A 24,713-nucleotide genomic window follows, 5' to 3' on the forward strand; every position below is an offset into this window, starting at 1 on the left:
GCGATTCGCTGCGCTCGTCGCATCCTACGGTTCAATAGAACTATCAATAGCTTGAAGATCAAAATTAAACCGGGAATTAACGATGAGTGACCGCAAATTTGACGTGGCCGTGGTCGGGGCAACGGGCGCCGTTGGCGAGGCCCTGCTGTCCATCCTGGCCGAGCGCGACCTGCCGATCGGGCGCGTGCATGCCCTGGCCAGCTCGCGGTCGGTGGGCAAGACGGTGGACTACGGCCGGCGCGAGTTGGAGGTCGAGGACCTGGCGACTTTTGATTTTTCCACGGTGCAGATCGGGCTGTTCTCGCCGGGCGCCTCGGTGTCCGCGGAATATGCGCCCAAGGCGGCGGCGGCCGGCTGCGTCGTGATCGACAATACCTCCCAGTTCCGCTACGACCCGGAGATCCCGCTCGTGATTCCGGAGGTGAACCCGGACGCGGTGGGCGATTACACGAAACACGGGATTATCGCGAACCCGAATTGCTCCACCATTCAGATGCTGGTGGCGCTGAAGCCGCTGCACGATGCGGTCGGCATCGAACGGATTAACGTGGCAACCTACCAGGCCGTGTCCGGTACTGGAAAAGAGGCGATCGAGGAGCTGGCGCACCAGACGGCGGCGTTGCTGAATGGCCGTCCGGTGGAGTGCAACGTGTATCCCAAGCAGATCGCGTTCAATGCCCTGCCGCACATCGACGTCTTCCAGGACAATGGCTACACCAAGGAAGAGATGAAGATGGTCTGGGAGACCCGGAAGATCATGGGCGACGAGTCCATCCTGGTGAACCCGACCGCGGTGCGCATTCCGGTGTTCTACGGGCATTCCGAGGCCCTGCATATCGAGACGCGCGAGAAGATCAGTGCGGAGAAGGCGCGCGAAATCCTCTCCGGCGCACCGGGGATCACGGTGCTGGACAAGCACGAGGACGGGGGCTATCCGACTGCGGTGACCGAGGGTTCCGGCAAGGATGCGGTGTTCGTCGGCCGCATCCGCGAGGACATTTCCCACCCCCGCGGACTGAACCTGTGGGTGGTCTCGGACAACGTGCGCAAGGGGGCCGCGTTGAACACGATTCAGATCGCGGAGGTTTTGATCCGCGATTACCTGTGATTTAATCCGGGAAAACGCCGGGGACACTACCCGGTACATCCGTGGCCAGGGGGTCATCGGCCGTGTTGGCCGAGGCAGTACGGCCACGTGGCATTTTCAGGGGGAATTCGTGCGCAAGTTTTTGGTTGGGTTTTTGTTCTTGCTGCTGGTGGCCCCGGCGTCCTCGAGTTCCGTGGGCTTCGGCGAAATCAATCTTCAATCCTTCCTGAATCAGCCCTTGCGGGCGGAGATTCCCTTGCGGGGAGCGGCAGCTGCGGGCGATTCCCTGCGAATTCGCCAGGCTTCCGAGGATGCATACCGCCGCGCCGGTCTGAACCGTGGCGGTGTTCCGGGGGACCTGAACATCCAGGTCGAGGGTGACCGCATCATCCTGACCACACGCCGGCCGGTGCGCGAGCCCTATGTGGGCATGCTGCTGGAGGCGCGCTGGGATGGCGGGCGCGCCATGCGCGAGGTCTCGTTGTTGCTGGATCCGCCCGGCACGATGCCTTCCGGAACTTCTGCGCCGGCCGTGAGCGGGGACCCCGGCGCAGCGCCGCGTGCGACCCGCGAAGGCGAAACCATCCGGGTGCGTAGTGGCGACACCCTCTACGCGGTCGTGCGCCGCAGCGGTGTCTCGGGATACAGCGACGAGCAGGCCATGCTCGCGTTCCTCGACGCCAATCCGCAGGCCTTCATGGGTAACAACATCAATTCGCTGCGCGCGGACGCGGAATTGCGTACGCCGTCCCGCGAACAGTTGGACGCGCGCAGTACCGCCGAGGCGCGGGCCGAGGTTGCCGATCAGACGCGCTCCTGGCAGGAATCCACTCGCGCGGCTCGCGAAGAACCGGAGCCGGCTCCGGCCGCGGCTGAGGAGGGTGTCGAGGGCGAGGCGCTCGCCGAGGACGAAGAATCGGCTGTTACGGAGGACGCTGCCGCGGCGGTTGCGGACGACGAATCCGCAGTGGCCGAATCGGACTCGGCCGTGACCGAGGACGAAACGGCGGTGGGCGACGAGGCCGCGACCGAGGCGGTGGCGCCCGAGGATCGCCTGGAGATCGTCGCCGATCTGCTGCCGGAAGATGCCGAAGCCGGGGCAACCGAGGGGGGTTCCGAGGAGCTGCTGCAGGAAGCCCTGCTGTCCCAGCGCGCCGAAATGGACGGAATGCGCGCCGAGCTCTCCGAATTGCGCGAGGAGCTTGGCGAGCGTGGGCGTCTGGCCGAGATCTCCAGCGAGAACATGGCTGGGCTCGAGGAACAGCTGAGCCAGCTGCGCGCCGAGCGCGAACAGCTGCGCACCCGTCTGGATCGTGCGGATGCTGAACGCAATGCCCCGCTGCACGAACGCATCATGAATGACCCGTTGCTGCTGATGATGGCGATTGCGCTGGTCATTCTGCTGCTGCTGGTGTTGCTGGCTTTTGCCCGCGGCGGCCGCCGCGAGGTGATGGTCGACGATCACGGTTCCGGCCTGAAGCCGCGTGCGGACAACAGCAAGGTGCAGGCGACCGGCTTCGATGCCCGCAGTTACGAGACCGGGGAGATGGGTTCGCCAGATCGCTCGACGACCCGTGCCGCCGCTGCCACCGTGGTTGGCACGGCCGCGGCGGCGGGTGGCGCGGAACGCGATGATGGGCAACAGGAAGACGCTTCCCATCTGTCGGCCGATTCGGGGGAAGAGGTTGGCGAGGTCGTGGTCGCCAGCACCAGTCAGAAGGGAGGCGAGGCGACAGATGACGTACTGGCAGAGGTAGATGTCTGCCTGGCGTACGGCATGAACGATCAGGCGGTCGAGACGCTCAATGCGGCGATCGAGCGCGATCCGGATAACAAGCAGTACCGCCTGAAGTTGGTCGAGGCACATCTCGCGCTTGAGGATGAAGAGAGCGCAAGGCAGGCGGCCGGTGCGCTGCGCGGTCGGCTGGATGCGGGTGATACGGCTACGCGTGATCGCCTGTCCGATCTGGAATCCCGGATTGGGGAGGGGGCCGGTCTTGGCGCCACTGCAGCTGGTGGCACGATGGCCGGCGATCTCGGTGATGTGCCTTCGGCGGAAGGAAGCCGCGCGACGGAATCCGACAGCAATGAGATCGATTTCTCGGGTCTGGAGCTTCCCGAGACCGACGAGGCGGCGGAAAGCCTGGGGAGCGAGCCGGTTGCGGATGATCAGGGCCTGTCGTTCGACCTCGACGAGAATCTGGAAGCGGATCTGGCGAACGCCGCGGAAGGTAATGTTTCCAGCGCGGATGCTGATGGGGACCTGAACGATCTTGCGTTCGACATCGACGAGAACGAGCTGCCGGAGACAGATTCCACCGCGAGTGGCGGGGAACAGGCGGAGCCGGAAGCTGGCCTGGATCTGGACGAGAACCTGCTTGGCCCGGGTGGTTCCGATGCGCCTGTTGCCGGTCAGGATGAAACCGACGATGGTTCCGCAGGAGCGGACGCGGACGAGAACGTCACGCGTCTGAGTCTGGCCCAGGCCTATGCCGACATGGGAGATCAGGAAGGTGCCCAGGAATTGATCGACGAGGTCCTGGCCTCGGGCACCGATGATCAGAAACGCGAGGCCGAGGGGATCCGCGAGCAGATTCAGGGCTCGTGACCATCGGGAAGTCGGGGTTCCGGACCGGATGTTCCCGGTTCGGTCTCGGCTGACTCCCGGAATGTGCAGACCGGCCCCGCCCGGGGGCAAAACCCCGGGCGGGGCCTTTTTTGTGATTCATTAATCGCTGCGAGGGCGGTTCACGCTTGGTTCAGACCTCCGAATTGCCGCCAGAATCGGTACCGCACCCGCCGGGCGTGGTGTGGGCGGTGTGGGCGTTTCTGGGGGTGCTGGCTGCTTCTGCTGCGCTGGTATCGGCCGAGCCACGGGTACTCGTGGTGATGGCCGTGCTCGTGGGCGGGCTGGCGTGGCCCGGCGGGTTTGCCTGGGGCCGTGCCGGTCGCTTGATCCTGCGCATGAAGTGGTTCTACCTCTCCCTGCTGGTCTTCTATGGCCTGTGGCCGATGGAGGGTGGCGATCTTGCCGCTGGGCTCCAGGAGGCCGGGACTCGTATCCTCGCCCTGGTCCTGGTGCTGCTGCTGGTGGTCTGGCTCACCGAGCGGTTTTCAAGGCCTGTGCTCGTACGCAGTCTCGGTTTGGTTCTGGGCGGACCTTGGCAGGTGTTCGGTGCCTGGGGCGAGCGTTTCGCCCGGCGACTGTTTCTCGCCCTGATGTATTTCGAGGGGGATCGAGCGGCGATCAAGGCGCGCCGGGAGGCGCTTGGGGGGGCGAGAAAGGCTCGGCTGGAAGCGGTGCGCGAGTGGCTGGTGCAGCGTCTGGATCAGGCCCTTTCCGGACCGAGCGGGGCGGAGGACGGCCCGGCCGACCTTGGGACGGAGAATCGGGCAGTGCCCCGCTGGGCAGTCATCGGCTTGTGGTTCGGGGTGCTGGCGGCCTGGCTCACTTGGTGGTTTTTTTGAGGAGCGGACATTTGAGTGAGGCGCACGCACAACCGGGCTTCAATGATGCGGGTGAGCAGGTACAACGCTGGGCGCTGGGGGTCGAATATGACGGGCGTGGGTTGTTGGGCTGGCAGCGCCAGAAGGACGGTCCCAGCGTGCAGCAGCAGTTGGAGGCGGCACTGGGGTTTGTGGCGAATCATCCGGTCGCGTTGAGTTGTGCGGGGCGCACCGATGCGGGAGTCCATGCCACGGCGCAGGTGGTGCATTTCGATACTCCGGCGGAGCGCGAGCCGCGTGCATGGATCCTGGGCGCCAACAGTCGCCTGCCTGACGCGATTGCCGTGACCTGGGCGCAACCGGTTCCGGGGGCGTTTCACGCCCGGTTCGGCGCATTTGGCAGACGGTATCGCTACGTCATTGCGAATCGAGCGGTGCGTCCGGCACTGGAGGCCGGACGAGTGTCCTGGTGGCGGCGTCCGCTGGATGCGGAGCGCATGCATCGCGCGGGTCAGACCTTTGTCGGCGAACATGACTTCAGCAGCCTGCGGGCGGCGGCTTGCCAGGCGAAATCGCCGGTGCGGCGCGTGCATTCGTTGTCGGTGATCCGGCGCGGGGCCCTTGTGATCCTGGACATCCACGCGAATGCCTTTCTGCATCACATGGTGCGCAACATCGCCGGCGTGCTGTTGGCGGTAGGGGATGGGCGCGCCGATCCCGGCTGGCCGGCGGAGGTTCTGGCGGCGCGTGATCGGCGCGCGTCGGGGATCACCGCGCCGGCCGGCGGGCTCTATTTCGTGCATGTGGATTATCCGGTGGAGTTCGAGCTGCCGATCACCGCGGGGCCGGTCCTCGATGGCGTCCCGGGGAATGCGCCGGGGTGATTGCGGGAAAGCCGGATCGCGTGCCGGGTTCTGGTAGGCTTTGCGACCGGACAGAGGAGGCCGGCGGGCGCATGCGTTATCGGGTGAAGATCTGCGGAGTGACGAGCCCGGAACAGGCACGCGCCGCGGCGGCGGCCGGGGCCGATGCCATCGGGCTGGTGTTTCATGCAGCGAGTCGGCGGGCGGTTGAGCCGGCGCAGGCCGCGGCCATCGCGGCCGCGCTGCCGCCGTTCGTGACCACGGTGGGTCTGTTCGTGGACCCGGATCCGTCACGAGTCGAAACGGTGTTGCAGACGGTAGGGCTGGATTGCCTGCAGTTTCACGGGCACGAGACGGCGCCGTTTTGCGCGCGCTTCGGGCGGCCTTATCTGAAGGCCATCGCCATGGGCAAGGGGCAGGATCCACGCCCGGCGATGGAGCAGCACCCGGATGCCCAGGGGTTTCTCCTGGATAGCCATGGTGGGGGGCGCAGCGGCGGGTCGGGGCACCGCTTCGACTGGCAGCGCGTCCCCGATGCCCTGGAACGGCCCTGGCTGCTGGCCGGGGGGCTGGATGCGGACTCGGTGCGCGCTGCGCTGGAACACCTGCGCCCGTACGGGGTCGATGTGAGTTCCGGGGTGGAATCCGCGCCCGGGGTCAAGGATGCACGACGCATGCGGGCCTTCGTGCAGGCGGTGCGTCAATGCGAGGTGGAGACTGATGAACAAGATTGACTGGGCGGCTTTCCCGGATGCCCGTGGGCATTTCGGGCCGTATGGCGGGCGCTTCGTGTCCGAGACCCTGATGGGGGCGCTGGACGAGCTACAGGCAGTGTACGAGCAGTACATGCAGGATCCCGACTTCCTGGCGGAGCTGGATCATGACCTGAAGCAGTTCGTTGGGCGGCCCAACCCGCTCTATCACGCCGAGCGCATGTCGCGGGAACTGGGTGGTGCGCAGATCTACCTCAAGCGCGAGGACCTGAACCACACCGGGGCGCACAAGGTAAACAATACGATCGGCCAGGCCCTGCTGGCCAAGCGCCTGGGCAAGAAGCGAATCATCGCCGAGACCGGTGCCGGACAGCACGGCGTCGCGACGGCCACCGTGGCCGCGCGGCTGGGGTTGGAATGCGTGGTCTACATGGGCGAGGAGGACACCCGGCGCCAGACTCAGAACGTTTATCGCATGCGCCTTCTGGGCGCCGAGGTGGTGGCGGTAAAGTCCGGCACCCGCACCCTGAAGGACGCGTTGAACGAGGCGATGCGCGACTGGGTGACCAACGTCGACGACACCTTCTACATCATTGGCACCGTGGCAGGGCCGCACCCGTATCCGGCGATGGTCCGTGACTTCCAGGCGGTGATCGGCCGCGAGGCCCGCGAGCAGCACCTGGCAATGACCGGCCGCCTGCCGGATACCCTGGTCGCCTGTGTTGGCGGCGGGTCCAATGCCATCGGGCTGTTCCATCCGTTCCTTGGCGACGAGTCGGTGGCGATGATCGGGGTCGAGGCCGGGGGCGACGGGGTCGAGACCGGACGCCACTCTGCGCCGCTGTGCGCCGGGCAGCCGGGCGTTCTGCACGGCAACCGGACGTACCTGATGGAAGACGAGAATGGCCAGATCATCGGCACGCACTCGGTCTCGGCGGGCCTGGACTACCCGGGCGTCGGGCCGGAGCATGCGTGGCTGAAGGACATCGGCCGGGTGAACTACGTGTCGGTAACGGATGACCAGGCGCTGGCTGGCTTCCACCGCATGACCCGCACCGAGGGCATCATCCCGGCGCTGGAGACCAGTCATGCGATTGCCCATGTGCTGGACCTGGCCCCGCAGATGCGTCCCGATCAAAGCATCATCATCAATCTGTCCGGGCGCGGCGACAAGGACCTGAACACCGTGGCCGAACGCGAGGGGATTACGCTATGAGCCGCATCGAGCAGCGTTTTGCCGAACTGCGCGAACAGAATCGCGCGGCGTTGATCCCGTACGTGACGGCGGGCGACCCGGAGCCGGGGGCCACCGTACCCCTGATGCACGCACTGGTGGAGGCCGGGGCCGACCTGATCGAGCTGGGCGTCCCGTTTTCCGACCCGATGGCCGATGGCCCGGTGATCCAGAAGGCCTGCGAACGGGCCCTGCGTTTTGGCACCGGGTTGCGCGACGTGCTGGCGATGGTGGCGGAGTTCCGCAAGCAGGACACCACCACGCCGGTGGTCCTGATGGGCTACCTGAATCCGGTGGAGCGCATGGGGTACGAGACCTTTGCCCAGACCGCGAAGGCGGCCGGGCTGGATGGGTTGCTGACGGTGGACCTGCCGCCGGAGGAGAGCGAGGACGTGGTGGGGCTGCTGGAGCAGGCCGGCATCGATCCCATCTTCCTGATCGCACCCACGACCTCGGAGGCGCGTATCGATCATGTGGCCCGGGCGGCGCGCGGCTTCGTTTACTACGTATCGCTGAAGGGCGTGACCGGTTCGCAGACCCTGGATACCTCGGCACTGGCCGCGCGCCTGGAGGGTCTGCGTCGCCACACCGGGCTGCCGTTGGGCGTCGGCTTCGGCATTCGCGATGCGGAGACCGCGGGGAGGGTCGCGCAGGTGGCCGATGCCGTGGTGGTGGGCAGCGCAATCGTGCGCCTGGCCGAGGAGCACGACGGCGATGCCGACGGCTTCGCCCGTGCGGCGGCGGCGGTGGTCAGTGAGATGCGTCGTGCCATGGATGCGGCGCGCTCCCCGGGCGCGGCAGCCACGGTGTAGAATGCGCGGCGCCGATTCGAATTACGGGGAGACGGCATGAGCTGGTTCGAGAAGTTGATGCCTTCGCGCATCCGCACCGACAATGCGACCAAGCGGGGGGTCCCGGAGGGCCTGTGGGTCCGTTGCGAGGGCTGTGACGCGACGCTTTATCGCCCCGAGGTGGAACGCAACCTCGATGTCTGCCCGAAATGCAGTCATCACCGCCGCATGAGCGCACGCCGGCGCCTGGAAACCTTCCTGGATGCCGAGGGCCGTGAGGAGATCGCGGCGGATATCGAATCCTCCGATGTCCTGAAATTTCGCGATTCCAAGAAGTACAAGGATCGCCTGGTGGCGGCCCAGCGGGCCACCGGCGAGCGCGATGCCCTGGTCGTGATGCAGGGCCAGCTTCTGGGGCGCCCCTTGGTGGCGTCTGCCTTCGACTTCCGCTTCATGGGCGGTTCCATGGGCTCCGCGGTGGGCGAGCGCTTCGTGCGTGGGGCCAACCGGTCGCTGGAACAGGGCATCCCGCTGGTGTGCTTCAGTGCCTCCGGTGGTGCGCGCATGCAGGAGGCGTTGTTCTCGCTGTTGCAGATGGCCAAGACCAGCGCGGTACTGGCGCGCATGCAGGAAGAACGCATCCCGTTCATCTCGGTGATGACGGATCCGACCATGGGGGGTGTGTCGGCGAGCCTGGCCATGCTGGGTGATCTGAACGTGGCCGAGCCGAATGCCCTGATTGGCTTTGCCGGGCCGCGCGTGATCCAGCAGACCGTGCGCGAGACCCTTCCCGAGGGCTTCCAGCGTTCGGAGTTTCTGCTCGAGCATGGCGCGATCGACATGATCGTCGATCGCCGTGACATGCGCAGCCGTCTGGCTGCGGTGCTGGGCATGCTGACCCACGCCCCGGCGCCGGGCGCCGACCCAACCGCGGATGAGGCGGAGGGTGAGGGGTCCGTCGAGGTTATCAGTCCCGAAAACGGGGCGGACGGCGAGCGCGTCGACGCGCCGCGCCCCGCCTGAGGCAGCCGGTGCGCTTCACGACCCTGGCGCAGTGGCTCGCCTTCCAGGAGCAACTGCATCCCGTGGGAATGGATCTGACCCTGGAGCGCATTGCCCTGGTGGCCGACCGCCTGGGGCTGCGTGGGGCCGGCAGACCGCCCACCGTGATCGTGGCCGGGACCAACGGCAAGGGGACGGTGGCGACGCGCACCGCGGCCCTGCTGCAGGCGCAGGGGCTGAAGGTCGGCCTGTTCACCTCGCCGCACCTGCTGCGCTACAACGAACGCATCCGCATCGACGGCGAGCCCGTCTCCGATGCCGCCCTGTGCCGTGCCTTCGAGGCGATCGACCAGGCTCGCGGCGAGGATTCCCTGACCTATTTCGAATTCGGTGCACTGGCCGCGGTCTGGCTGTTCCGCGAGCAGGGAGTCGCGGTACAGGTGCTGGAGGTGGGGCTGGGCGGGCGCCTGGACGCCGTCAACATCTGGGATGCCGACGTCGCTGCGATCACCGCGGTGGACCTCGATCATCAGACCTGGCTGGGCGACAGTCGCGAGGCGATCGGCCGCGAGAAGGCCGGTATCATGCGCCCCAATCGCCCGGTAGTGCTGGGCGAGCCCGAACCGCCGGCCAGCGTGCTGGAGCATGCCGCACAACTGGGGGCGCAGGTCCTGCGCAGTGGGCGTGATTTCGCCCTGACGCGCGACGCGACGACGCTACGATGGCAGTGGCAGGGGACGGCGCGCGAATGGCGGGTCGAGGGCGCAGCCGCCCGGATTGATGGTGCGGCGCTCCTGAACACGGCTACGGCCCTCGCTGTGGTCGAATCACTGGGATTGGCCCGGGGGCTCGACGATGGTGTCGTCAGCCGGGCCCTGGCAATCTCGGCACCGGGGCGTCTGCAGCGGGTGCACGGCGAGCCGGAATGGCTGCTGGATGTTGCCCACAACGTGCATGCGGTCAACGAACTCGCGCGCTGGCTGGAGGCGCATCCCGTCCCGGGCGCAGTGGTGGCCCTGGTGGCCGTCATGGCGGACAAGGAGCGGGCCGCCATGTGGAGTCGTCTGGATGGCCTCGTCGATGCCTGGGTGCCAGTCCCGCTGGACCTGCCGCGGGCATTGCCCGCTGCGGCGCTGGCCACCGAGTTGGAGGCGAGCGGACAACGCCGGGTGTCCCGCGTGGATGACGTCGCGGCGGCCATCGCAGAAGCAAGGCGTTGCGCCGGACCTTGCGGCCGGGTGGTGGTGTTCGGTTCGTTCTACACCGTGGCGGCGGTACTGGAGCAGTCGCAGGAGCTGGCCGAGCTGGCACTGTCCGGGCAGGCCGAGGCGCTTGGTGGTGCGGGCGAGGTTGTGCATGCCCTTTGAGCGTCAGGAGCGTCACGCCCGACGGCTTGCGACGCCGGCGCGAGCGAGCGTAGTGTCACAGGCGTGTAGTGTTTCCTTAACTGGCCCTGGCGCCGCCCTCGGATGACCGCATGACCAGCAGCGACAATCCCATCCGCTTTCGCCTGGTTGGCGCGGTCATCCTGATCGTGCTGGCGGTCATCTTTCTGCCCTGGTTGTTCGACGGGGCAGGGTACGAGTACATGAGCGGGATCGATGACCCGGTGCCCGCGGCGCCCACCTTTGCCGAGCCCGATATCGCCCTGCCATCGGAGCGCCCGGCTGCGCGTCGGGACACGGCACCCGCCGCTCCGGCGGCGGAACGCGACAGGCCGGTTGCCGAGTTGCACAGCCTGGAGAATGGCGAGGGCGCGCGCGCGGCCGCTGGGGAGCAGGGAGGTTCCGCGGCCCGCCAGGATGCGCCGGTGCGCTCGGTCGAGCCAGACGAGCCGGTCCAGGCCGGGTGGGCGGTGCAGGTGGGGAGCTTCCGCGGCGAGGACAACGCGCGCGAGCAGGCGGCCCGCCTGCGCGACACGGGCTGGCCCGCCTTCATCGATGACTCCATGGCCGATGGCCGCCCGATTTACCGGGTGAAGGTCGGTCCGCTGGCGCAGCGCGAGGAGGCCGTGAAGCTGGGCGAACGCCTGCAGGACGAGCTGGAGTTGTCCGGTATCGTGGTGGCACACCCCTGATGGCCATGACGACCGGGGCACCCTGCGAGGAACCGATGGCTGGGGTAAACTACGCGCCCTTTCAGCACGCGATGCCGGCCCCGTGAACTGGATCGACCTCATCATCATCGCCCTGATCGTTGTGTCAGGGCTGATCAGCCTTTTCCGTGGCTTCGTGCGCGAGTCCTTTTCGCTCGCCACGTGGATCGTGGGCGTGTGGCTGGGTATCCGCTATGCGGCCGAGGTGGCGGAACAAGTCCCCCAGGCGGTGTCGGATGCCACCCTGCGCCTGGGCATTGGCTTCGCTCTGATCTTTATTGGCGTCCTGATTGTGGGCGGCATTCTCGGCGTGGTGGCCAATCGCCTGGTGAAGGGGACCGGGCTGACCGGTACCGACCGCTCGCTGGGCGTGATCTTTGGGCTGCTGCGCGGTGTGCTGCTGGTGGCGGTGCTGATCTTCCTTGCCTCGCTGACCTTGATGCCGGACGAGTCCTGGTGGGAAAACAGCCGCCTGATCCCGGAGTTCGAGCGCCTGGTGGATTGGCTGATTGCCCAATTGCCGGAAGGCTGGCAGGAACAGATCCATGATCTGCTGGCGAGTGACGAGCCGGTCGAAGAAGTAATCCCCGACGCCGACGAGCCGGCGACGCCCTAGAAGCGAGCTGCAAACGGCATTTGCAGCGCAACGTGTGCTGACAGGCCGTGAACGGCTTTGGTCAGCGTTTGCAAAACCCTGGAGCCTGAAACCGTATGTGTGGAGTTGTCGGAATCGTCGGGCGCAGCCCGGTGAACCAGCCCCTTTATGACGCCCTGCTGGTCTTGCAGCATCGGGGCCAGGATGCCGCAGGCATTGTGACCTGTGACGATGACGGGCGGCTGCATCTGCGCAAGGACAACGGTCTGGTGCGCGATGTGTTCAACAACCAGCACATGCAGAGCCTGACGGGCCATATGGGTATCGGCCATGTGCGCTACCCGACGGCCGGTTCGTCCAGCTCGGCCGAGGCGCAGCCGTTCTACGTGAACTCGCCGTTCGGGATTACGCTGGGGCACAACGGCAACCTGACCAACGCGCGCGAGCTCAAGCAGGCGCTGTACGCCACGGATCGCCGGCACATCAACACCGACTCGGACTCCGAGATCCTCCTGAACGTCTTCGCCCAGGAGCTGCTGCGCTTCCTCGACAACGGGCTGACGCCGGATTCCGTGTTCGATGCGGTGGAGCGCGTGCACCAGCGGGCCGAAGGCGCCTACGCGGTGGTCGCGATGATCGCCGGGGGCGGTCTGCTGGCGTTCCGCGATCCGCACGGCATTCGGCCCATTGTTTATGGCTCGCGCGAGGCCGAAGAGGGCGGGCGCGAATGGATGGTCGCCTCCGAAAGTGCCGCGCTGGAGTCCCAGGGCTTTGATCTGGAGCGGGACCTGGCACCGGGCGAGGCGGTGTTCATCACGCCGGACGGCGAGGTCAGCACGCGCGTGTGTGCCGAGGGGACCCGCCTGAACCCGTGCATCTTCGAGCACGTCTACTTCGCGCGCCCAGACTCGGTGATCGACAACGTGTTCGTCCACCGCGCGCGCATGCGCATGGGGACCGCATTGGGTGAAAAGATCCGGCGTATCTGGCCGGATCACGACATCGACGTGATCGTGCCGATCCCCGACACCGGGCGTACCGTGGCGCTGGAGATGGCGCACGAGCTGAACATCAAGTACCGCGAGGGGTTCATCAAGAACCGCTACATCGGGCGTACGTTCATCATGCCGGGCCAGACCAAGCGGCGGAAATCCGTGCGCCAGAAGCTCAACGCGATCTCGCTGGAGTTCCGCGGCAAGAACGTGATGCTGGTGGACGACTCCATCGTGCGCGGCACGACCTCGCGCGAGATCGTGATGATGGCGCGCGAGGCCGGGGCGAAGAAGGTCTATTTCGCCTCGGCCGCGCCGCCGGTGCGCTATCCCAACGTGTACGGGATCGACATGCCGGCCGCCGACGAGCTGATTGCCCACGGTCGGGACGAGGCCCAGGTGTGCGAGGCGATTGCCGCCGACCGCCTGATCTACCAGGACCTTGAAGACCTGCAAAAGGCCGTGCGCCGCGGCAACCGGAACATCCAGGAGTTCGACTGCTCGGTCTTCACCGGGGAGTACGTGACTGGACTGCCTCCGGACTACCTGGAACACCTCGCAGCGCTGCGCGGTGACGGGCTGGTGAACACGCCGGTCGCCGGCGAGGTGCTGGATCTGGCCAACAAGAAGTAGACGCGAGGTGCTCTTGCCCAGTCTCCAATGGATCGAACCCGTCGTCCGGGATGCCCGCGAACGAGCCCGCAATGTGGATGATGTCCCGGTGGTGGTGGTCCGGGTGGATCAGCAGCGGCTGTACGTCTGGGAGGCCGGGCGGGTGACGGAGATCTTCGATGTATCGACCTCGGCGCGCGGGGTGGGTTTCGAAGAGGGAACCTTCAAGACGCCGCTGGGCCTGCATCGGATTGCCGAGCGCTTCGGTGACAGCGCGCCGCGGGGCACGATCTTCCGTGCCCGCGGCAACACCGGCCAGATCGCGGAAATTCTGACCGAGCCGGGCGCGCAAAGCCCACGCGACAACATCACTTCGCGGATCCTCTGGCTGGAAGGGCTGGAGCCGGGCATCAATCGGGGCGGCAATGTGGATTCGCTGCGCCGGTACATCTACATCCACGGGACCGACGAGGAGGGACGCATTGGCGAACCGGCCTCGGAGGGCTGTGTGCGCATGCGCAACGATGAAGTGATCGAGCTGTTCCCGCGCCTGCCGGTCGGGACGTTGGTGATGATCCTCGAGGGTCCGGCCGTGCCGGAGCTCAGTCGGCCGTCCGGCTGACAAGCCAAGTGCCCGGACGGGCACGTCCGTCATCTCCGGTACCCATCGGAAAAGCGCGTCTCCGCTCGGGCATATCGTCTCTTCGTCCTTCCTCCCCCCTGCCTTCTGCCAGGGCTGGCCCGTTGCCGATTCGCTCTTGTGCCGGGGAACTCCGTGGCATGGAACGGTTCTGAATACCTACGTTAGCATTCCGTGATCTTTCTTCATTCGCCTGCTAGAATGAGGGAATTATTCCCGACTACCATTGTCAGGTAAGTAAGGAATTATTCTTGACAGGCGTTGTCAGGAATTAAGAATGGATGCCAGCCTGCGAACGGATGTCGAGCAGGACACATACTCAAGGTTATTCGGAGGCAACAAGCATGAAACTCTCAACCAAGGGCCGCTATGCAGTGACGGCCATGATGGATCTGGCGATTCACGACCGGATCGGTCCCGTGACGCTTGCCGACATCTCGCAGTGCCAGGGCATTTCGCTGTCCTACCTCGAGCAGCTGTTTGCCAAGCTGCGCAAGGCCGATCTGGTGGAAGGCGTGCGGGGCCCGGGTGGCGGTTATCGCCTGGCCAAGCGTGCGGACCAGATCAGCATTGCCAACATCATTACGGCGGTCGATGAATCCGTCGACGTGACGCGCTGCAAGGGCCACAAGGACTGCCAGGACGGCGATCGCTGCCTGACCCACGAGCTGTGGGACGACCTGAGCCAGCAGCTCTACGACTTCCTCGACGGGATTACCCTGGCGCAGTTTGCCAACCGTCCCGAGGTGCAGAAGGTCGCGCGGCGTCAGGACGAGCGGCGCGGTGCGCGGCACCACTTCATCTTCCGTAACGACGCGGCATAAGGCGTCGCGCGGGACGATTCGCTCACGCGGATCGTGGACAGAGAACGGGGCCGTCCGGGTCAGACAGACCGGACGGCCCCGACTCGTTTGGGGCGCCGGAAACACGAGCGCGCACTACGCCTGGACGGGGTCCGGTCCGGGCGCGGGCGGCTTCCCTCGCGGTACCGTGTACAGCAGGCCGCGCAGGTGACGCAAATCTTCTCGGCGTTGTTCGGGCGTCAACGGGGCGAAACGCTGGCGGTTGTAGGCCTCTGCGAAGGCCTTCAAGGATTCCCTCAGATCCGGGCGCGCCCGTGCGACGCGGCGGGACCAGGCATCCACAGGCTCGTGGGCCTGGCGGGCCAGGCGGCGGTCGTGGCGCGCGATGCGGCGCGATAGTTGTTGCAGCACGCGATCGGCGGGCGCGTGCCGCTGGCGCGGCCGGCGCAGCCCTACCCAGGTCAGGGCGATCAGCGCCAGGCTGCCGAACCCAACCCCCAGCGCGATCAGGACCGAGCGCCAGTCCTGCGAATCCAGCCCGAGGCGAGCGAACAGCTCGCGCTGGCGTTCGGGGTCGAAGGCCAGCACCCAGCTTTCCCAGCGAAAGCGTACGAAGTCGCCCCAGTCGTCCATCCCGAAGCGCGCCCGCTGCAGCCAGGAGAGCCCCTCCCCGCGGCGAAGAAAGCCGGGTATCTCCTCGCCGGTGTCGCTGGCCAGCCCGGGCAGCCCCTGTTCGATGCGTTCGGGTGCGATGGCGGCGGTGGGGTCGACCCGGATCCAGCCTTCGCCATCCAGCCAGACCTCGTTCCAGGCGTGGGCATCGGCGTTGCGCAGGCGCAGGTATTCGCCACGGGCCTGCCATGCTCCGCCCTGGTAGCCGGTGACGACGCGGGTCGGGATATCGGCCGCGCGCATCAGCACTGCAAACGCGGAGGCATAGTGCTCGCAGTAACCGGCCTGGGTCTCGAACAGGAAGGTGTCGGTGGTGTCGTCTTCGAGTCGTGGGGGCTGGAGGGTGTAGCGGTATGGCTCGGCGCTGAACCGTTGCAGCGCCGCCTGGATGATGGCGCGATCGTCGTCTCCGTGGGTGGCGCGCCACAGGGCAACCTCGGCCCGCGACCGGGGCGCGGCGGAAGTCGGCAGGTGCAGTGCGCGGGTACGCTCCTGTGGATCCAGTGTGGGTTCGCCCGCTCCGGGTGGGGTGGTCAGGGCGGCCTCGGCGCTGTACTGGATGCGGCTGGTCACGGGGCGATCGCGCAGGACTTGGTAGTTCGCGCGCAGCTCGGCATCCTCGGGCAGGGCGCTTGGGTAATCCAGCATCGGCAGATAGCGCGCTCGGGTGGGCTCCAGGGTGGCGGTGTAGCGGATGACGTTGTCGGTGTCGGCGGCCGTGGGCTGGATCACCGAGCGATTTTCGTCCGCGGACCAGCGCCGGCCATCGAAGTCCGTCATGACCAGGGCGCGCCAGTATTGCGCCCGCAGGGGCGGCACTTGGCGGTCGAATTCGACCCGCAGCGCGGTCGATTCGTCCTGCAGCAGGTTGGCGATATCGCCGGGATTGAGCTCGCCGGACAACCCGGTGCGCGCGGTCTGCTCGCGTTGTGGGTCGCCCCACAGCGGACCCTCGACGCGCGGAAAGACGAAGAACAGGATCAGCATGAAGGGCAGGGCATGCAGCAGCATGGCGCCCGCCTGCCGCGCGAGGCGCGGGCGGGGGATCACGCGTCCGGCATGCACCTGGATCAGTGCGGCGGTGAGCAGCCAGGTGGCCAGGAGCGAATAGGCCGCGATCAGGATGGATTGGTCGAAGAAATAGGTGGTGACCACCACGAAGTAGCCGAGGAACAGTGCGATCACGATGTCGCGGCGGTTGCGGGTCTCCAGCAGCTTGAAGGCGATCATCACCAGCAACAGCGCGGTGCCGGCCTCCTGGCCGAATACGGTGCCGAACTGCGCGAAGGTCAGGCCACCGGCGATCACGGCCAGCACGCTCATCACGCCCAGCGAAGGGGCGGGGCGGCCCGTGCCCAGCAGCCACGCCCGCGCGGCGATCGCGAGCACGACCAGCGCGGTGATCCACGGTGGCTGATGCCAGACGTGTGGCAGGGCGGCGACCGGCAGGGCGACCAGGGCCAGCTCCAATCCGCGCAGATCCGTGTGGTCTGCAGGCCTGGTGGTCTTGTCTCTCATGAGCCCGGCTCCGGGTTCAATTCGACCGGGTTGCTGCGGAATCGCGCAAGGGCATGCAGGCAGTGATCGCGGTGAATCACTCCCTGGGCCGGCTCCAGGGCCTGGTCTGGCAGGCGCAGGCCGAAGACGCGGCCCTCCGCGTGGGCCGCGAGTACCTGATGGCACAGCATGGACAGGCGGGTCTCGGTATCGGAGGCGGGCATGGCCCCCCATTCCAGCCACAGGCGATCACCCTGGCCGCTGGCGAATTCACGGACATGCAGCTTGCCGCTGCGGGCGAAGGCCTTCCAGACGATGCGACCGGGTGGATCCCCCGCACGGTAGGGGCGGATCTGGTCGGGCGCATCGCCCTCGCGCCGGTCGTGTGCCCCTGCGGCTTCTTCGCCATCGTCCCCGGCGGTGTGTCCCGGATCGATCGGCGCCGGGTAGACCACGATCTCCGGCGCCAGGGTCAGCCAGCTCCAGACCTCCAGGATGCCCAGCGGGTAGCGTGTGTCCAGCCGCTGGCGTGGCAGGCGGTAGACGCCGCGCGCGAGTCCGGGGAGTTCCAGCTGTGCGGTATGGGTCCCCTGTGCCGGGACCGGGAAGGGGGCGCTGGAGTGCGCCCCGATGCGCAGGACCAGGGCCTCGCGGGCCCGTCCAGCGGTCTCGCTCAGGCGTAGCGGGAGGGGCAGCGGTTGACCGGCAAATACCGCAGGGACGGGCAGGGTGGAGACCTGCAGCCCCAGCAGGTTGCGATGGGTATACCACATGGCGTTATGGCCGATGCCCACCAGCAGGAAGGTCAGCAGGAACGCCATGTTGTTGGAGTAGTTGATCGCCCCCAGGAGCATCACCAGGATGATGCCGAACAGGGTGTACCCGGCACGCGTGGGCAGGATGTAGATGCGGTCGCGCCCGAGGTGCGCCTGGTCGCCATCGTGTGCGTGGCGCCGGGTGATCCAGCGGATGGCATCGTCGCGCAGGCGGGCCATTCGGCCGCGCGAGCGGGCCGGTCCGGTCACGGAGTCGGGACGCATTCCATCAGGCGCGCGACCGTGCGTTCGGGGGGCTCCGGCTCGCGTGCGCGCACCCGATGTCCGGCAACGGCTGGCAATACGAGGGCGATATCGTCGGGTGTCGTGTAGTCACGGCCCTCCAGGAAGGCGTGGGCCCGGGCCGCACGCAGTAGTCCCAGCCCGGCACGCGGTGACAGGCCGTGGGCGAAGCGCGCTCGGTCGCGGCTGGCACTGATCAGGCCTTGGAGATAGTCGAGGACCTCCGCACCGGCATGGACCTCGGCTACCCGGTCCTGCCACTCCCGCAGCTGGTGCGGGGCCACCAGGCTGGGCGGAGTGGGGTGGCTCTCCGCCACCGGTGCGGCCGCGGGGGCGGGACCGCTGCGTTCCAGCAGGGCCCGTTCGGCGCCGGCGTCCGGGTAGCCAAGCTGGATGCGCATCAGGAACCGGTCGAGCTGGGATTCCGGCAGCGGGTGAGTGCCAACCTGCTCCTCCGGATTCTGGGTGGCGATGACGAAAAACGGCACCGGCAATTCGCGGGTGGCGCCCTCCACACTGGCCTGGCGCTCTTCCATTGCTTCCAGCAGGGCACTCTGCGTTTTCGGGGGCGCGCGGTTGATCTCGTCGGCGAGCAGGACCTGGGTGAAGATCGGCCCGGGATGGAAGCGGAACTGGCCGCTGGCCTGCTCGAAGATGGAGACACCGAGGACATCGCCGGGCAGCAGATCACTGGTGAACTGCACGCGTTGGTACTCGAGGTTCATCGCCCGGGCCAGGGCGTGGGCCAGGGTGGTCTTGCCCACCCCGGGCACGTCCTCGATCAGCAGGTGCCCATTGGCCAGCAGGCAGGCCAGCGCCAGGCGCACCGGCTCGGGTTTGCCAAGGAGGACCTCGTTCAGTGCGCGTTCTACCTGTTGCAGGGCGTCCTTGGCCGATGACATTCGAGCCTCGTTGTTGGTTGCTGCGGATGGATTGGCAGTTTGCCTTGAGTTCTTCACCGGCGAATGGTTCCAGGGTCCAGGATGCGGCTACCATGAAGGTTCGTTCTCCGCGAGTCACGCGATGGATTCCACGGCCGCCAGTGCGGAACCCCCGTTCGAATATGATGCCACAGTCGATCCCGCGCCCCGGCTGCGTCTGTCGGGGCGGCTGGACGTGCATGCCGTGGAGCAACACTGGGGCTCGCTGCGTCGCCGTGCCCGCGATCTGGGGCAGCAGGCGGCGGGTGCGGTGCTGGTTGACCTGCGGGGCGTCGAGTACTGCGACGGGGCGGGGGCGGCGTTGCTGCATGCGCTGGAGCAAGACTTCGCGCGCGCAGACGCCGAGGTCCAGTTCGAGGGTATGAGCCGCATGGTCGAGGAGCAGCTTGCCCCCTATCGGGAGCTGGATGCGGTCGAGCCGGCTCGGGCTGCGGACGGGCGTGGCTGGTGGCAGGGGTGGATGGACGGCGTGGACCGGGTGGGGCGTGCGGCGCACTTGCAGTTCAGCTTTGTCGGCGAGCTGACCCAGGCCGTCGGCAGTGCCCTGCGCCACCCGCGCCAGGTGCGGTGGGGCGATACCCTGCGGGTGGCGGAGGCGGCGGGCTTCCAGGCCCTGCCAATCGTCTCGCTGATTGCCTTCCTGCTGGGCGTGATCCTGGCCTTTCAGTCGGCGATCGCGATGCGCCAGTTCGGGGGCGAGATCTTCGTCGCCAACCTGGTGGCGGTGTCGCTGTTCCGCGAACTGGGGCCGTTGATGATGGCGATCCTGCTGGCGGGCCGCTCGGGCGCCGCCTTTGCGGCCGAGATCGGCACGATGAAGGTGAACGAGGAAGTCAACGCCCTGAAGACGATGGGGCTGGATCCGGTGCGCTTTCTCGTGCTGCCGAAGGTGCTCGCGGGGTTGCTGGTTGCGCCATTGCTGGCCCTGTACGCGAACATGATCGGGCTGATCGGCGCTGCAGTGGTGATGCAAGGCTTCGGCATTCCCTGGGTGGCGTTCTTCAATCAGGTGACGTCCGCACTGTCACTTTCGGACCTGTTTTCCGGGCTGGTCAAGGCGGTGGTGTTCGGCCTGGTGGTCGCCGGGGTAGGCTGTCTGCGCGGATTGCAGACCGGCAGCGGGGCTGCCTCGGTCGGGCTTTCCACCACCAGCGCGGTAGTGACATCCATCATTCTCATCGTGGTGCTGGACGGCGTGTTCGCCGTGCTGTTCTACCATCTGGGGGTCTGAGGCATGACCGACGCGGGCATGACCGTCCCGGATGGCACGCAAGGCGAAGTGGTTATCCGTGTTCGCGGGCTGACCATGGGTTTCGATGACCTTGTGCTGATGCGCGATCTGAACTTCGATGTTCGCCGGGGCGAGATCTTCGTCATCCTGGGAGGCTCCGGTAGTGGCAAGAGCACGCTTCTCAAGCACATGATCGGGCTTAACCGGCCGCAGGCCGGGCATATCTGGGTCGCCGGTGCGGATATCACCGAGGCGGAGGGCGCGCAGCGCGAGGCGATCCTGCGCCGGGTCGGGGTGATGTACCAGATGGGGGCGCTGTTCGGGTCAATGACGCTGCTGGAGAACGCGCGCCTGCCACTGGAGGTGCACACCGATCTCCCGCGCGAGGCGATGGATGCGGTCGCGCGCGCCCGTCTGCAATTGGTGGGGCTGGGGGCCTTCGCCGATTTCATGCCCTCGGAGATCAGCGGCGGCATGCAGAAACGCGCGGCCATCGCCCGCGCCATGGTGCTGGACCCGGAGGTCCTGTTCCTGGACGAGCCCTCTGCCGGCCTCGACCCGATCACCTCGGCGGATCTGGATCGGCTGATCCAGCGCCTGGCCCGGACCCTGGGCATGACCATCGTGATCGTGAGTCACGAACTGGCCAGCATTTTTGCGATTGCCGACCGGGTGATTATGCTCGACAAGGAGAGTCAGGGGATTGCCGCCGAGGGCGACCCGGCCACCCTGCGTGACACATCAGATCATCCGTGGGTGCAGCGCTTCCTGCGGCGGACGGATTCCGACCAAGAGAGGTCCGCATGAGTGCCCGACATCATTTCCGACTGGGGTTGTTCATCCTCGGCGGGCTGGCGGCCCTGGTGGCGGCGTTGCTGATCCTGACGGCGGGTAACCTGCTGCGCCCGTCCATCCAGATCGAGACCTACATGGATTCCTCGATCCAGGGCCTGGAGATCGGGGCGCCGGTCAAGTTTCGCGGCGTGAACATCGGCGAGGTGACCGACCTGACCTTTACCTCGGTGGTCTACGAATCCGATGTGCGCCCGCGTGATCGCCGGCGCTACGTGATGGTGCGGGCGCGGCTGTACCCGGACCGTTTTGCCGCCAGTGCGCGGGAAGGCGAGTTCGAGACCCGTATTCTCGAGAATCTGGTCGAGGCCGGGCTGCGCGTGCGCATGGCGGCACAGGGAATCACCGGCATGAGCTACCTGGAGACGGATTTCTCCGAGCCGGGAACCCATCCGCCACTAGCCCATGACTGGGAGCCACACTCGATCTATGTGCCGTCTGCGCCCAGCACCGCAATGCAGTTCCTCGAATACGCGGAGAACCTGCTCAAGCGCATCGACGAGTTGGATATCGAGGGCGTCGTGGACAACCTGACCAACCTCTTGGTGACCGTGGATACCACGCTTAACGAACTGGATACCGGGCGCCTGGCGGAGCAGGCCGATGAAATGATCGACGAACTGAAGACCACGACCCGCACGGCGACCCGGGTGATGGAGTCGGTCGAGCGTCTGGTCGAGCATCCGGATACCCAGGCCCTGCCCAGCGAGACCCGCGCCGCGCTGCGCGAACTGCGCGAGACCGCCGAGGCGGCCGATGTCGGGCGCCTGGTGGACCGGATGGATGCCATGGTGGAGCGACTGGACAGGGGGATGGACGTCAGTGAGAGCAAGTTGCTGGAGACTCTGGACGAGCTGCAGGCTACGATCACCGGCTTGCGCAGCCTGTCGGACGATGTTCGCCGCAATCCCGGAGGTGCGCTGTTCGGTGCCCCGCCGCCGCGCAGTTCGATGGACGAGGAGTAAACCGATGACCCGATGGACCCTTCCCGCGCTTCTACTGATGGCCTGGACGCTGGGCGGCTGCACGCTGATTCCCGAGCGCGATGCAGTGGACCGCGCGTGGTTCCTGCTGGAACTCCCGCCCGATCCGGCCCCGCGAATGGCCGAGACGAGCGAACCGCTGGCCGTGGAGCTGGGGTCGGTGCGGGTGGCGCCGGCGTATGGCGGGAAGGGGCTGGTCTACCGACTGGGAGATCACCGCTACGAGTCGGACTACTACAACGAATGGTTCCTGGCGCCGGCGGAGCAGCTCGAGCAGCTGCTGCGGGAACGCTGGACGCGCCACGGGGCGGCCATCGAGCTGGTCGACAACGCCTCCGCTGCGCGCGCGCAGGGGCGTCCGGCCGTGCAATTGCACATCCTGGTGACGGCCCTGTATGGCGATCTCGATACCGCGAATCTGGAAGAGCTGGGCGAGGTGGGTCCCGATGACCCGGTGCGCGGGGTCGGTCGTGTAGGCCTGCGCACCCAGTTGCGCACTGCGGAGCGTTCCCGCCTGGTCCACATGGAGGCACAACACACCATCGACCGGCGTTCGGCGGCGCGCCTGGTCTCCGCGTTGTCGCAGGCGACCGCTGATGTCCTCGCGGAGCTGGAGCACGAACTGCTGCGTGCAGCTGAAGGGGAGGCCCGCGAATGAGCGACGTTTTCGACTTTTCCGCGCCGTTGCCGGAGGGAGGCGAGCAGCCGTTGGCGGACTGGCGGGGCGATGTCCTGCTGATCGTGAATGTCGCGAGCCAGTGTGGTTTTACTCCCCAGTACGAGGGCCTGCAGGCCCTGCACGATCGCTACGCTGAACAGGGGTTCCGGGTGCTGGGCTTCCCCTGCAACCAGTTTGGCGGGCAGGAACCGGGAGACGCGGACCAGATTCGGGCCTGTGGGGTGAAATTCGGGGCCGCGTTCCCGGTATTCGCCAGGATCGAGGTGAACGGGGACGGTGCGCATCCGCTCTACCGGTATCTCAAGGCCCAGGCGCCGGGTGCCCTGGGCACGCAGGGCATCAAGTGGAACTTCACCAAGTTTCTGGTCGGGCGCGACGGCCGCGTGATCGACCGCTTCGCCCCGCAGAAAAAGCCGGCCGACCTGGCGCCCGCGATCGAGGCGGCGCTGGACGAACCACGCCCGAGCGCGGCGAATGGATCCTAGCGGCGCCGGCCCCGCGCCGGATCACGCAGGGGCCGATGACTACTGGATGGAGAAGGCCCTGGAACAGGCCGAACAAGCGGCACAGGTCGGCGAGGTGCCGGTGGGGGCGGTGCTGGTGGCCGCCGATGGCACATGCCTGGCGGCCAGCCACAACGCGCCGATCGGGCTGCACGACCCGACCGCGCACGCCGAAATCCGGGCGCTCCGGGCCGCCGGTGAGCGCCTGGAGAACTACCGGCTCCCGGGTGTGACGCTCTACGTGACCCTTGAACCCTGCAGCATGTGTGCCGGCGCGATGATCCACGCCCGCTTAGCGCGCGTGGTATTCGGTGCCAGCGACCCCCGCACCGGGGCCGCCGGAGGCGCCCTGGAGCTGTTCGGCCACCCCGCGCACAACCACCGCATCGATGTGACAGGTGGAGTGCTCGGGGATGTGGCCGGAGAGCGACTGCGCCGTTTCTTCCGCGCACGGCGGGACAAGTGATGGCGCGCGCGTTTCAGGCGGATGCCAGACCAAGGAGAAGGCCTTCAGATGGGCCCGGGAACGGGCATGACACAAGGAGAGTGAGATGTTCTGTATGCAATGCGGACAGGAAGTCCACCAGGAAGCGCGGTTCTGTCACGGGTGCGGGACGGCGCTAAAGCCGCAGGCGTTGGGCGTCGAGTGCGAGGTTGCGACGCCCCGGGCTTGCGCCCAATACGCCGGCTTTTGGTATCGGGCGCTGGCGTTGTTGATCGACTGGGTGCTCGCCAACATCCTGGGGATGCTGGTCGTGCTGCCCCTGAGCTTTGTCCTGGGCATGACGATGGTGGGCCATGAACCCGAGGTGATTGCTGGCGCCGGGGCCTTGCTGGGGATCGTGATGGGGACGGCTGTGTTCTGGCTTTACTTCACGGTTTTCGAGTCGTCCGGCTGGCAGGCGACACCGGCCAAGCGGATGCTGGGCCTGCGAGTCACGGATGCGGATGGCCAGCGGATCGGCTTCGGGCGAGCCAACGCTCGCTATTGGTCCAAGATCCTCTCCGCCATGACCCTCTACATCGGCTTTCTGATGGTCGCGTTCACCGAACGCAAGCAAGGACTGCACGACATGGTGGCATCCACTCTGGTAGTACGACCGGCCCGGCAATGAGGTGCGGATTGCGGGCGATCCGGCCGGTGCCGGGGTGTTCCCCGAGAAAAATGGAGCCGGCGACAGGAGTCGAACCTGCGACCCTCTGATTACAAATCAGATGCTCTACCAACTGAGCTACACCGGCCTGGTGCCAGGGAAGCATCATTGAATGCTTCCCTGGGGTTTGGGCCTGGCGGCGGGCCCGAAAAAATTTGGTGCCGGGAGCGAGAATCGAACTCGCACTCTGTTGCCAGAACCGGATTTTGAATCCGGCGCGTCTACCAGTTCCGCCATCCCGGCTTGTGGGGCCGTAGTGTAGCGCAGGT

The 24,713-nt window shown here is 66.8% G+C and carries 24 protein-coding genes and 2 tRNA genes; 21 read left to right on the forward strand and 5 right to left on the reverse strand.

What is annotated here, in order from left to right; all coding sequences use genetic code 11:
- Positions 1 to 82 precede the first annotated feature (82 nt).
- From G315_RS0100345 to iscR, 14 genes are all read left to right on the forward strand, one after another.
- Positions 83 to 1,108 carry an aspartate-semialdehyde dehydrogenase gene (locus G315_RS0100345; protein WP_018145859.1) on the forward strand — a complete coding sequence of 342 codons (1,026 nt, stop codon included), beginning with the start codon at positions 83 to 85 and terminating at the stop codon, positions 1,106 to 1,108.
- A 109-nt stretch (positions 1,109 to 1,217) separates the two neighbouring features.
- The gene (locus G315_RS0100350) at positions 1,218 to 3,695 is read left to right on the forward strand and encodes a FimV/HubP family polar landmark protein (RefSeq protein ID WP_018176896.1); all 2,478 of its coding nucleotides are present in this window, start codon (positions 1,218 to 1,220) and stop codon (positions 3,693 to 3,695) included.
- Positions 3,696 to 3,892: 197 nt separating this feature from the next.
- Complete coding sequence (locus tag G315_RS0100355; protein WP_018176895.1) at positions 3,893 to 4,555, forward strand: hypothetical protein; 663 nt, start codon at positions 3,893 to 3,895, stop codon at positions 4,553 to 4,555.
- A gap of 11 nt (positions 4,556 to 4,566) precedes the next feature.
- Complete coding sequence (gene truA, locus G315_RS0100360) at positions 4,567 to 5,418, forward strand: tRNA pseudouridine(38-40) synthase TruA (protein ID WP_018145856.1); 852 nt, start codon at positions 4,567 to 4,569, stop codon at positions 5,416 to 5,418.
- Between the two features lie 71 nt (positions 5,419 to 5,489).
- Entirely contained in the window at positions 5,490 to 6,131 is a 642-nt protein-coding gene (locus G315_RS0100365; RefSeq protein WP_018145855.1) for a phosphoribosylanthranilate isomerase, read from the forward strand.
- Entirely contained in the window at positions 6,118 to 7,326 is a 1,209-nt protein-coding gene (gene trpB / locus G315_RS0100370; RefSeq protein ID WP_018145854.1) for a tryptophan synthase subunit beta, read from the forward strand. Before G315_RS0100365 ends, trpB begins: the two co-directional genes overlap by 14 nt.
- Entirely contained in the window at positions 7,323 to 8,156 is an 834-nt protein-coding gene (trpA, locus tag G315_RS0100375; protein WP_018145853.1) for a tryptophan synthase subunit alpha, read from the forward strand. Before trpB ends, trpA begins: the two co-directional genes overlap by 4 nt.
- A gap of 36 nt (positions 8,157 to 8,192) precedes the next feature.
- Entirely contained in the window at positions 8,193 to 9,158 is a 966-nt protein-coding gene (accD, locus tag G315_RS0100380) for an acetyl-CoA carboxylase, carboxyltransferase subunit beta (RefSeq protein WP_018145852.1), read from the forward strand.
- A gap of 8 nt (positions 9,159 to 9,166) precedes the next feature.
- On the forward strand, positions 9,167 to 10,504 hold the full coding sequence (folC, locus tag G315_RS0100385; RefSeq protein WP_019611653.1) for a bifunctional tetrahydrofolate synthase/dihydrofolate synthase: 1,338 nt from the start codon (positions 9,167 to 9,169) through the stop codon (positions 10,502 to 10,504).
- A gap of 110 nt (positions 10,505 to 10,614) precedes the next feature.
- A complete protein-coding gene (locus tag G315_RS0100390; protein WP_019571860.1) occupies positions 10,615 to 11,214 on the forward strand; it encodes an SPOR domain-containing protein in 600 nt (199 codons plus the stop codon).
- Between the two features lie 82 nt (positions 11,215 to 11,296).
- On the forward strand, positions 11,297 to 11,848 hold the full coding sequence (locus tag G315_RS0100395; RefSeq protein ID WP_018145849.1) for a CvpA family protein: 552 nt from the start codon (positions 11,297 to 11,299) through the stop codon (positions 11,846 to 11,848).
- A 95-nt stretch (positions 11,849 to 11,943) separates the two neighbouring features.
- Positions 11,944 to 13,452, forward strand: a complete 1,509-nt coding sequence (purF, locus tag G315_RS0100400; protein ID WP_018169616.1) for an amidophosphoribosyltransferase — start codon at positions 11,944 to 11,946, stop codon at positions 13,450 to 13,452.
- 13 nt (positions 13,453 to 13,465) lie between these two features.
- A complete protein-coding gene (locus tag G315_RS0100405) occupies positions 13,466 to 14,053 on the forward strand; it encodes a L,D-transpeptidase (RefSeq protein WP_026338788.1) in 588 nt (195 codons plus the stop codon).
- A 362-nt stretch (positions 14,054 to 14,415) separates the two neighbouring features.
- Positions 14,416 to 14,895 (forward strand): Fe-S cluster assembly transcriptional regulator IscR, encoded by a 480-nt coding sequence (gene iscR, locus G315_RS0100410; protein ID WP_018145846.1) that lies wholly within the window; start codon positions 14,416 to 14,418, stop codon positions 14,893 to 14,895.
- Between the two features lie 114 nt (positions 14,896 to 15,009).
- Here iscR and G315_RS0100415 read toward each other — a convergent pair whose 3' ends face one another.
- Genes G315_RS0100415 through G315_RS0100425 form a run of 3 tightly spaced genes read right to left on the reverse strand, consistent with a single transcriptional unit; the run spans position 15,010 to position 19,003 of the window.
- The gene (locus tag G315_RS0100415; protein ID WP_019611655.1) at positions 15,010 to 17,016 is read right to left on the reverse strand and encodes a transglutaminaseTgpA domain-containing protein; all 2,007 of its coding nucleotides are present in this window, start codon (positions 17,014 to 17,016) and stop codon (positions 15,010 to 15,012) included.
- A 44-nt stretch (positions 17,017 to 17,060) separates the two neighbouring features.
- Positions 17,061 to 18,083, reverse strand: a complete 1,023-nt coding sequence (locus G315_RS0100420; protein WP_018145844.1) for a DUF58 domain-containing protein — start codon at positions 18,081 to 18,083, stop codon at positions 17,061 to 17,063.
- A complete protein-coding gene (locus G315_RS0100425; protein WP_018145843.1) occupies positions 18,065 to 19,003 on the reverse strand; it encodes a MoxR family ATPase in 939 nt (312 codons plus the stop codon). The genes G315_RS0100420 and G315_RS0100425 overlap by 19 nt, the downstream gene beginning before the upstream one ends.
- A 121-nt stretch (positions 19,004 to 19,124) precedes the next feature.
- On the opposite strand from G315_RS0100425, the gene G315_RS0100430 reads away from it, so the two are divergent.
- From G315_RS0100430 to G315_RS0100460, 7 genes are all read left to right on the forward strand, one after another.
- The gene (locus G315_RS0100430) at positions 19,125 to 20,273 is read left to right on the forward strand and encodes an MlaE family lipid ABC transporter permease subunit (protein WP_018176892.1); all 1,149 of its coding nucleotides are present in this window, start codon (positions 19,125 to 19,127) and stop codon (positions 20,271 to 20,273) included.
- A gap of 3 nt (positions 20,274 to 20,276) precedes the next feature.
- On the forward strand, positions 20,277 to 21,080 hold the full coding sequence (locus tag G315_RS0100435; RefSeq protein ID WP_018176891.1) for an ABC transporter ATP-binding protein: 804 nt from the start codon (positions 20,277 to 20,279) through the stop codon (positions 21,078 to 21,080).
- Entirely contained in the window at positions 21,077 to 22,090 is a 1,014-nt protein-coding gene (locus tag G315_RS0100440) for an MlaD family protein (RefSeq protein ID WP_018145840.1), read from the forward strand. The genes G315_RS0100435 and G315_RS0100440 overlap by 4 nt, the downstream gene beginning before the upstream one ends.
- Positions 22,091 to 22,094: 4 nt before the next feature.
- A complete protein-coding gene (locus G315_RS0100445) occupies positions 22,095 to 22,766 on the forward strand; it encodes a membrane integrity-associated transporter subunit PqiC (protein WP_026182119.1) in 672 nt (223 codons plus the stop codon).
- The gene (locus tag G315_RS0100450; protein ID WP_018145838.1) at positions 22,763 to 23,272 is read left to right on the forward strand and encodes a glutathione peroxidase; all 510 of its coding nucleotides are present in this window, start codon (positions 22,763 to 22,765) and stop codon (positions 23,270 to 23,272) included. The genes G315_RS0100445 and G315_RS0100450 overlap by 4 nt, the downstream gene beginning before the upstream one ends.
- Positions 23,262 to 23,756: a tRNA adenosine(34) deaminase TadA gene (tadA, locus tag G315_RS0100455; RefSeq protein WP_018145837.1), complete on the forward strand. Its 495-nt coding sequence runs from the start codon at positions 23,262 to 23,264 to the stop codon at positions 23,754 to 23,756. The genes G315_RS0100450 and tadA overlap by 11 nt, the downstream gene beginning before the upstream one ends.
- An 85-nt stretch (positions 23,757 to 23,841) precedes the next feature.
- Positions 23,842 to 24,405, forward strand: coding sequence for an RDD family protein (locus G315_RS0100460; RefSeq protein WP_018145836.1), 564 nt, complete (start codon positions 23,842 to 23,844; stop codon positions 24,403 to 24,405).
- 51 nt (positions 24,406 to 24,456) lie between these two features.
- Here G315_RS0100460 and G315_RS0100465 read toward each other — a convergent pair.
- A tRNA-Thr gene (locus tag G315_RS0100465) sits at positions 24,457 to 24,532 on the reverse strand.
- 68 nt (positions 24,533 to 24,600) lie between these two features.
- Positions 24,601 to 24,687, reverse strand: a tRNA-Leu gene (locus tag G315_RS0100470).
- Positions 24,688 to 24,713: the final 26 nt, after the last annotated feature.

The sequence above is a fragment of the Thioalkalivibrio sp. AKL7 genome (genome assembly GCF_000381705.1).
Taxonomy (GTDB): domain Bacteria; phylum Pseudomonadota; class Gammaproteobacteria; order Ectothiorhodospirales; family Ectothiorhodospiraceae; genus Thioalkalivibrio; species Thioalkalivibrio versutus.

Coding starts and splice junctions, on each gene's coding strand:
- G315_RS0100345 (WP_018145859.1), top strand. CDS start 83: ATGAGTGACCGCAAATTTGACGTGGCCGTGGTCGGGGCAACGGGCGCC.
- G315_RS0100365 (WP_018145855.1), top strand. CDS start 5,490: ATGCGTTATCGGGTGAAGATCTGCGGAGTGACGAGCCCGGAACAGGCA.
- trpB (WP_018145854.1), top strand. CDS start 6,118: ATGAACAAGATTGACTGGGCGGCTTTCCCGGATGCCCGTGGGCATTTC.
- trpA (WP_018145853.1), top strand. CDS start 7,323: ATGAGCCGCATCGAGCAGCGTTTTGCCGAACTGCGCGAACAGAATCGC.
- accD (WP_018145852.1), top strand. CDS start 8,193: ATGAGCTGGTTCGAGAAGTTGATGCCTTCGCGCATCCGCACCGACAAT.
- G315_RS0100390 (WP_019571860.1), top strand. CDS start 10,615: ATGACCAGCAGCGACAATCCCATCCGCTTTCGCCTGGTTGGCGCGGTC.
- purF (WP_018169616.1), top strand. CDS start 11,944: ATGTGTGGAGTTGTCGGAATCGTCGGGCGCAGCCCGGTGAACCAGCCC.
- iscR (WP_018145846.1), top strand. CDS start 14,416: ATGAAACTCTCAACCAAGGGCCGCTATGCAGTGACGGCCATGATGGAT.
- G315_RS0100420 (WP_018145844.1), bottom strand. CDS start 18,083: ATGCGTCCCGACTCCGTGACCGGACCGGCCCGCTCGCGCGGCCGAATG.
- G315_RS0100425 (WP_018145843.1), bottom strand. CDS start 19,003: ATGTCATCGGCCAAGGACGCCCTGCAACAGGTAGAACGCGCACTGAAC.
- G315_RS0100430 (WP_018176892.1), top strand. CDS start 19,125: ATGGATTCCACGGCCGCCAGTGCGGAACCCCCGTTCGAATATGATGCC.
- G315_RS0100435 (WP_018176891.1), top strand. CDS start 20,277: ATGACCGACGCGGGCATGACCGTCCCGGATGGCACGCAAGGCGAAGTG.
- G315_RS0100440 (WP_018145840.1), top strand. CDS start 21,077: ATGAGTGCCCGACATCATTTCCGACTGGGGTTGTTCATCCTCGGCGGG.
- G315_RS0100445 (WP_026182119.1), top strand. CDS start 22,095: ATGACCCGATGGACCCTTCCCGCGCTTCTACTGATGGCCTGGACGCTG.
- G315_RS0100450 (WP_018145838.1), top strand. CDS start 22,763: ATGAGCGACGTTTTCGACTTTTCCGCGCCGTTGCCGGAGGGAGGCGAG.
- tadA (WP_018145837.1), top strand. CDS start 23,262: ATGGATCCTAGCGGCGCCGGCCCCGCGCCGGATCACGCAGGGGCCGAT.
- G315_RS0100460 (WP_018145836.1), top strand. CDS start 23,842: ATGTTCTGTATGCAATGCGGACAGGAAGTCCACCAGGAAGCGCGGTTC.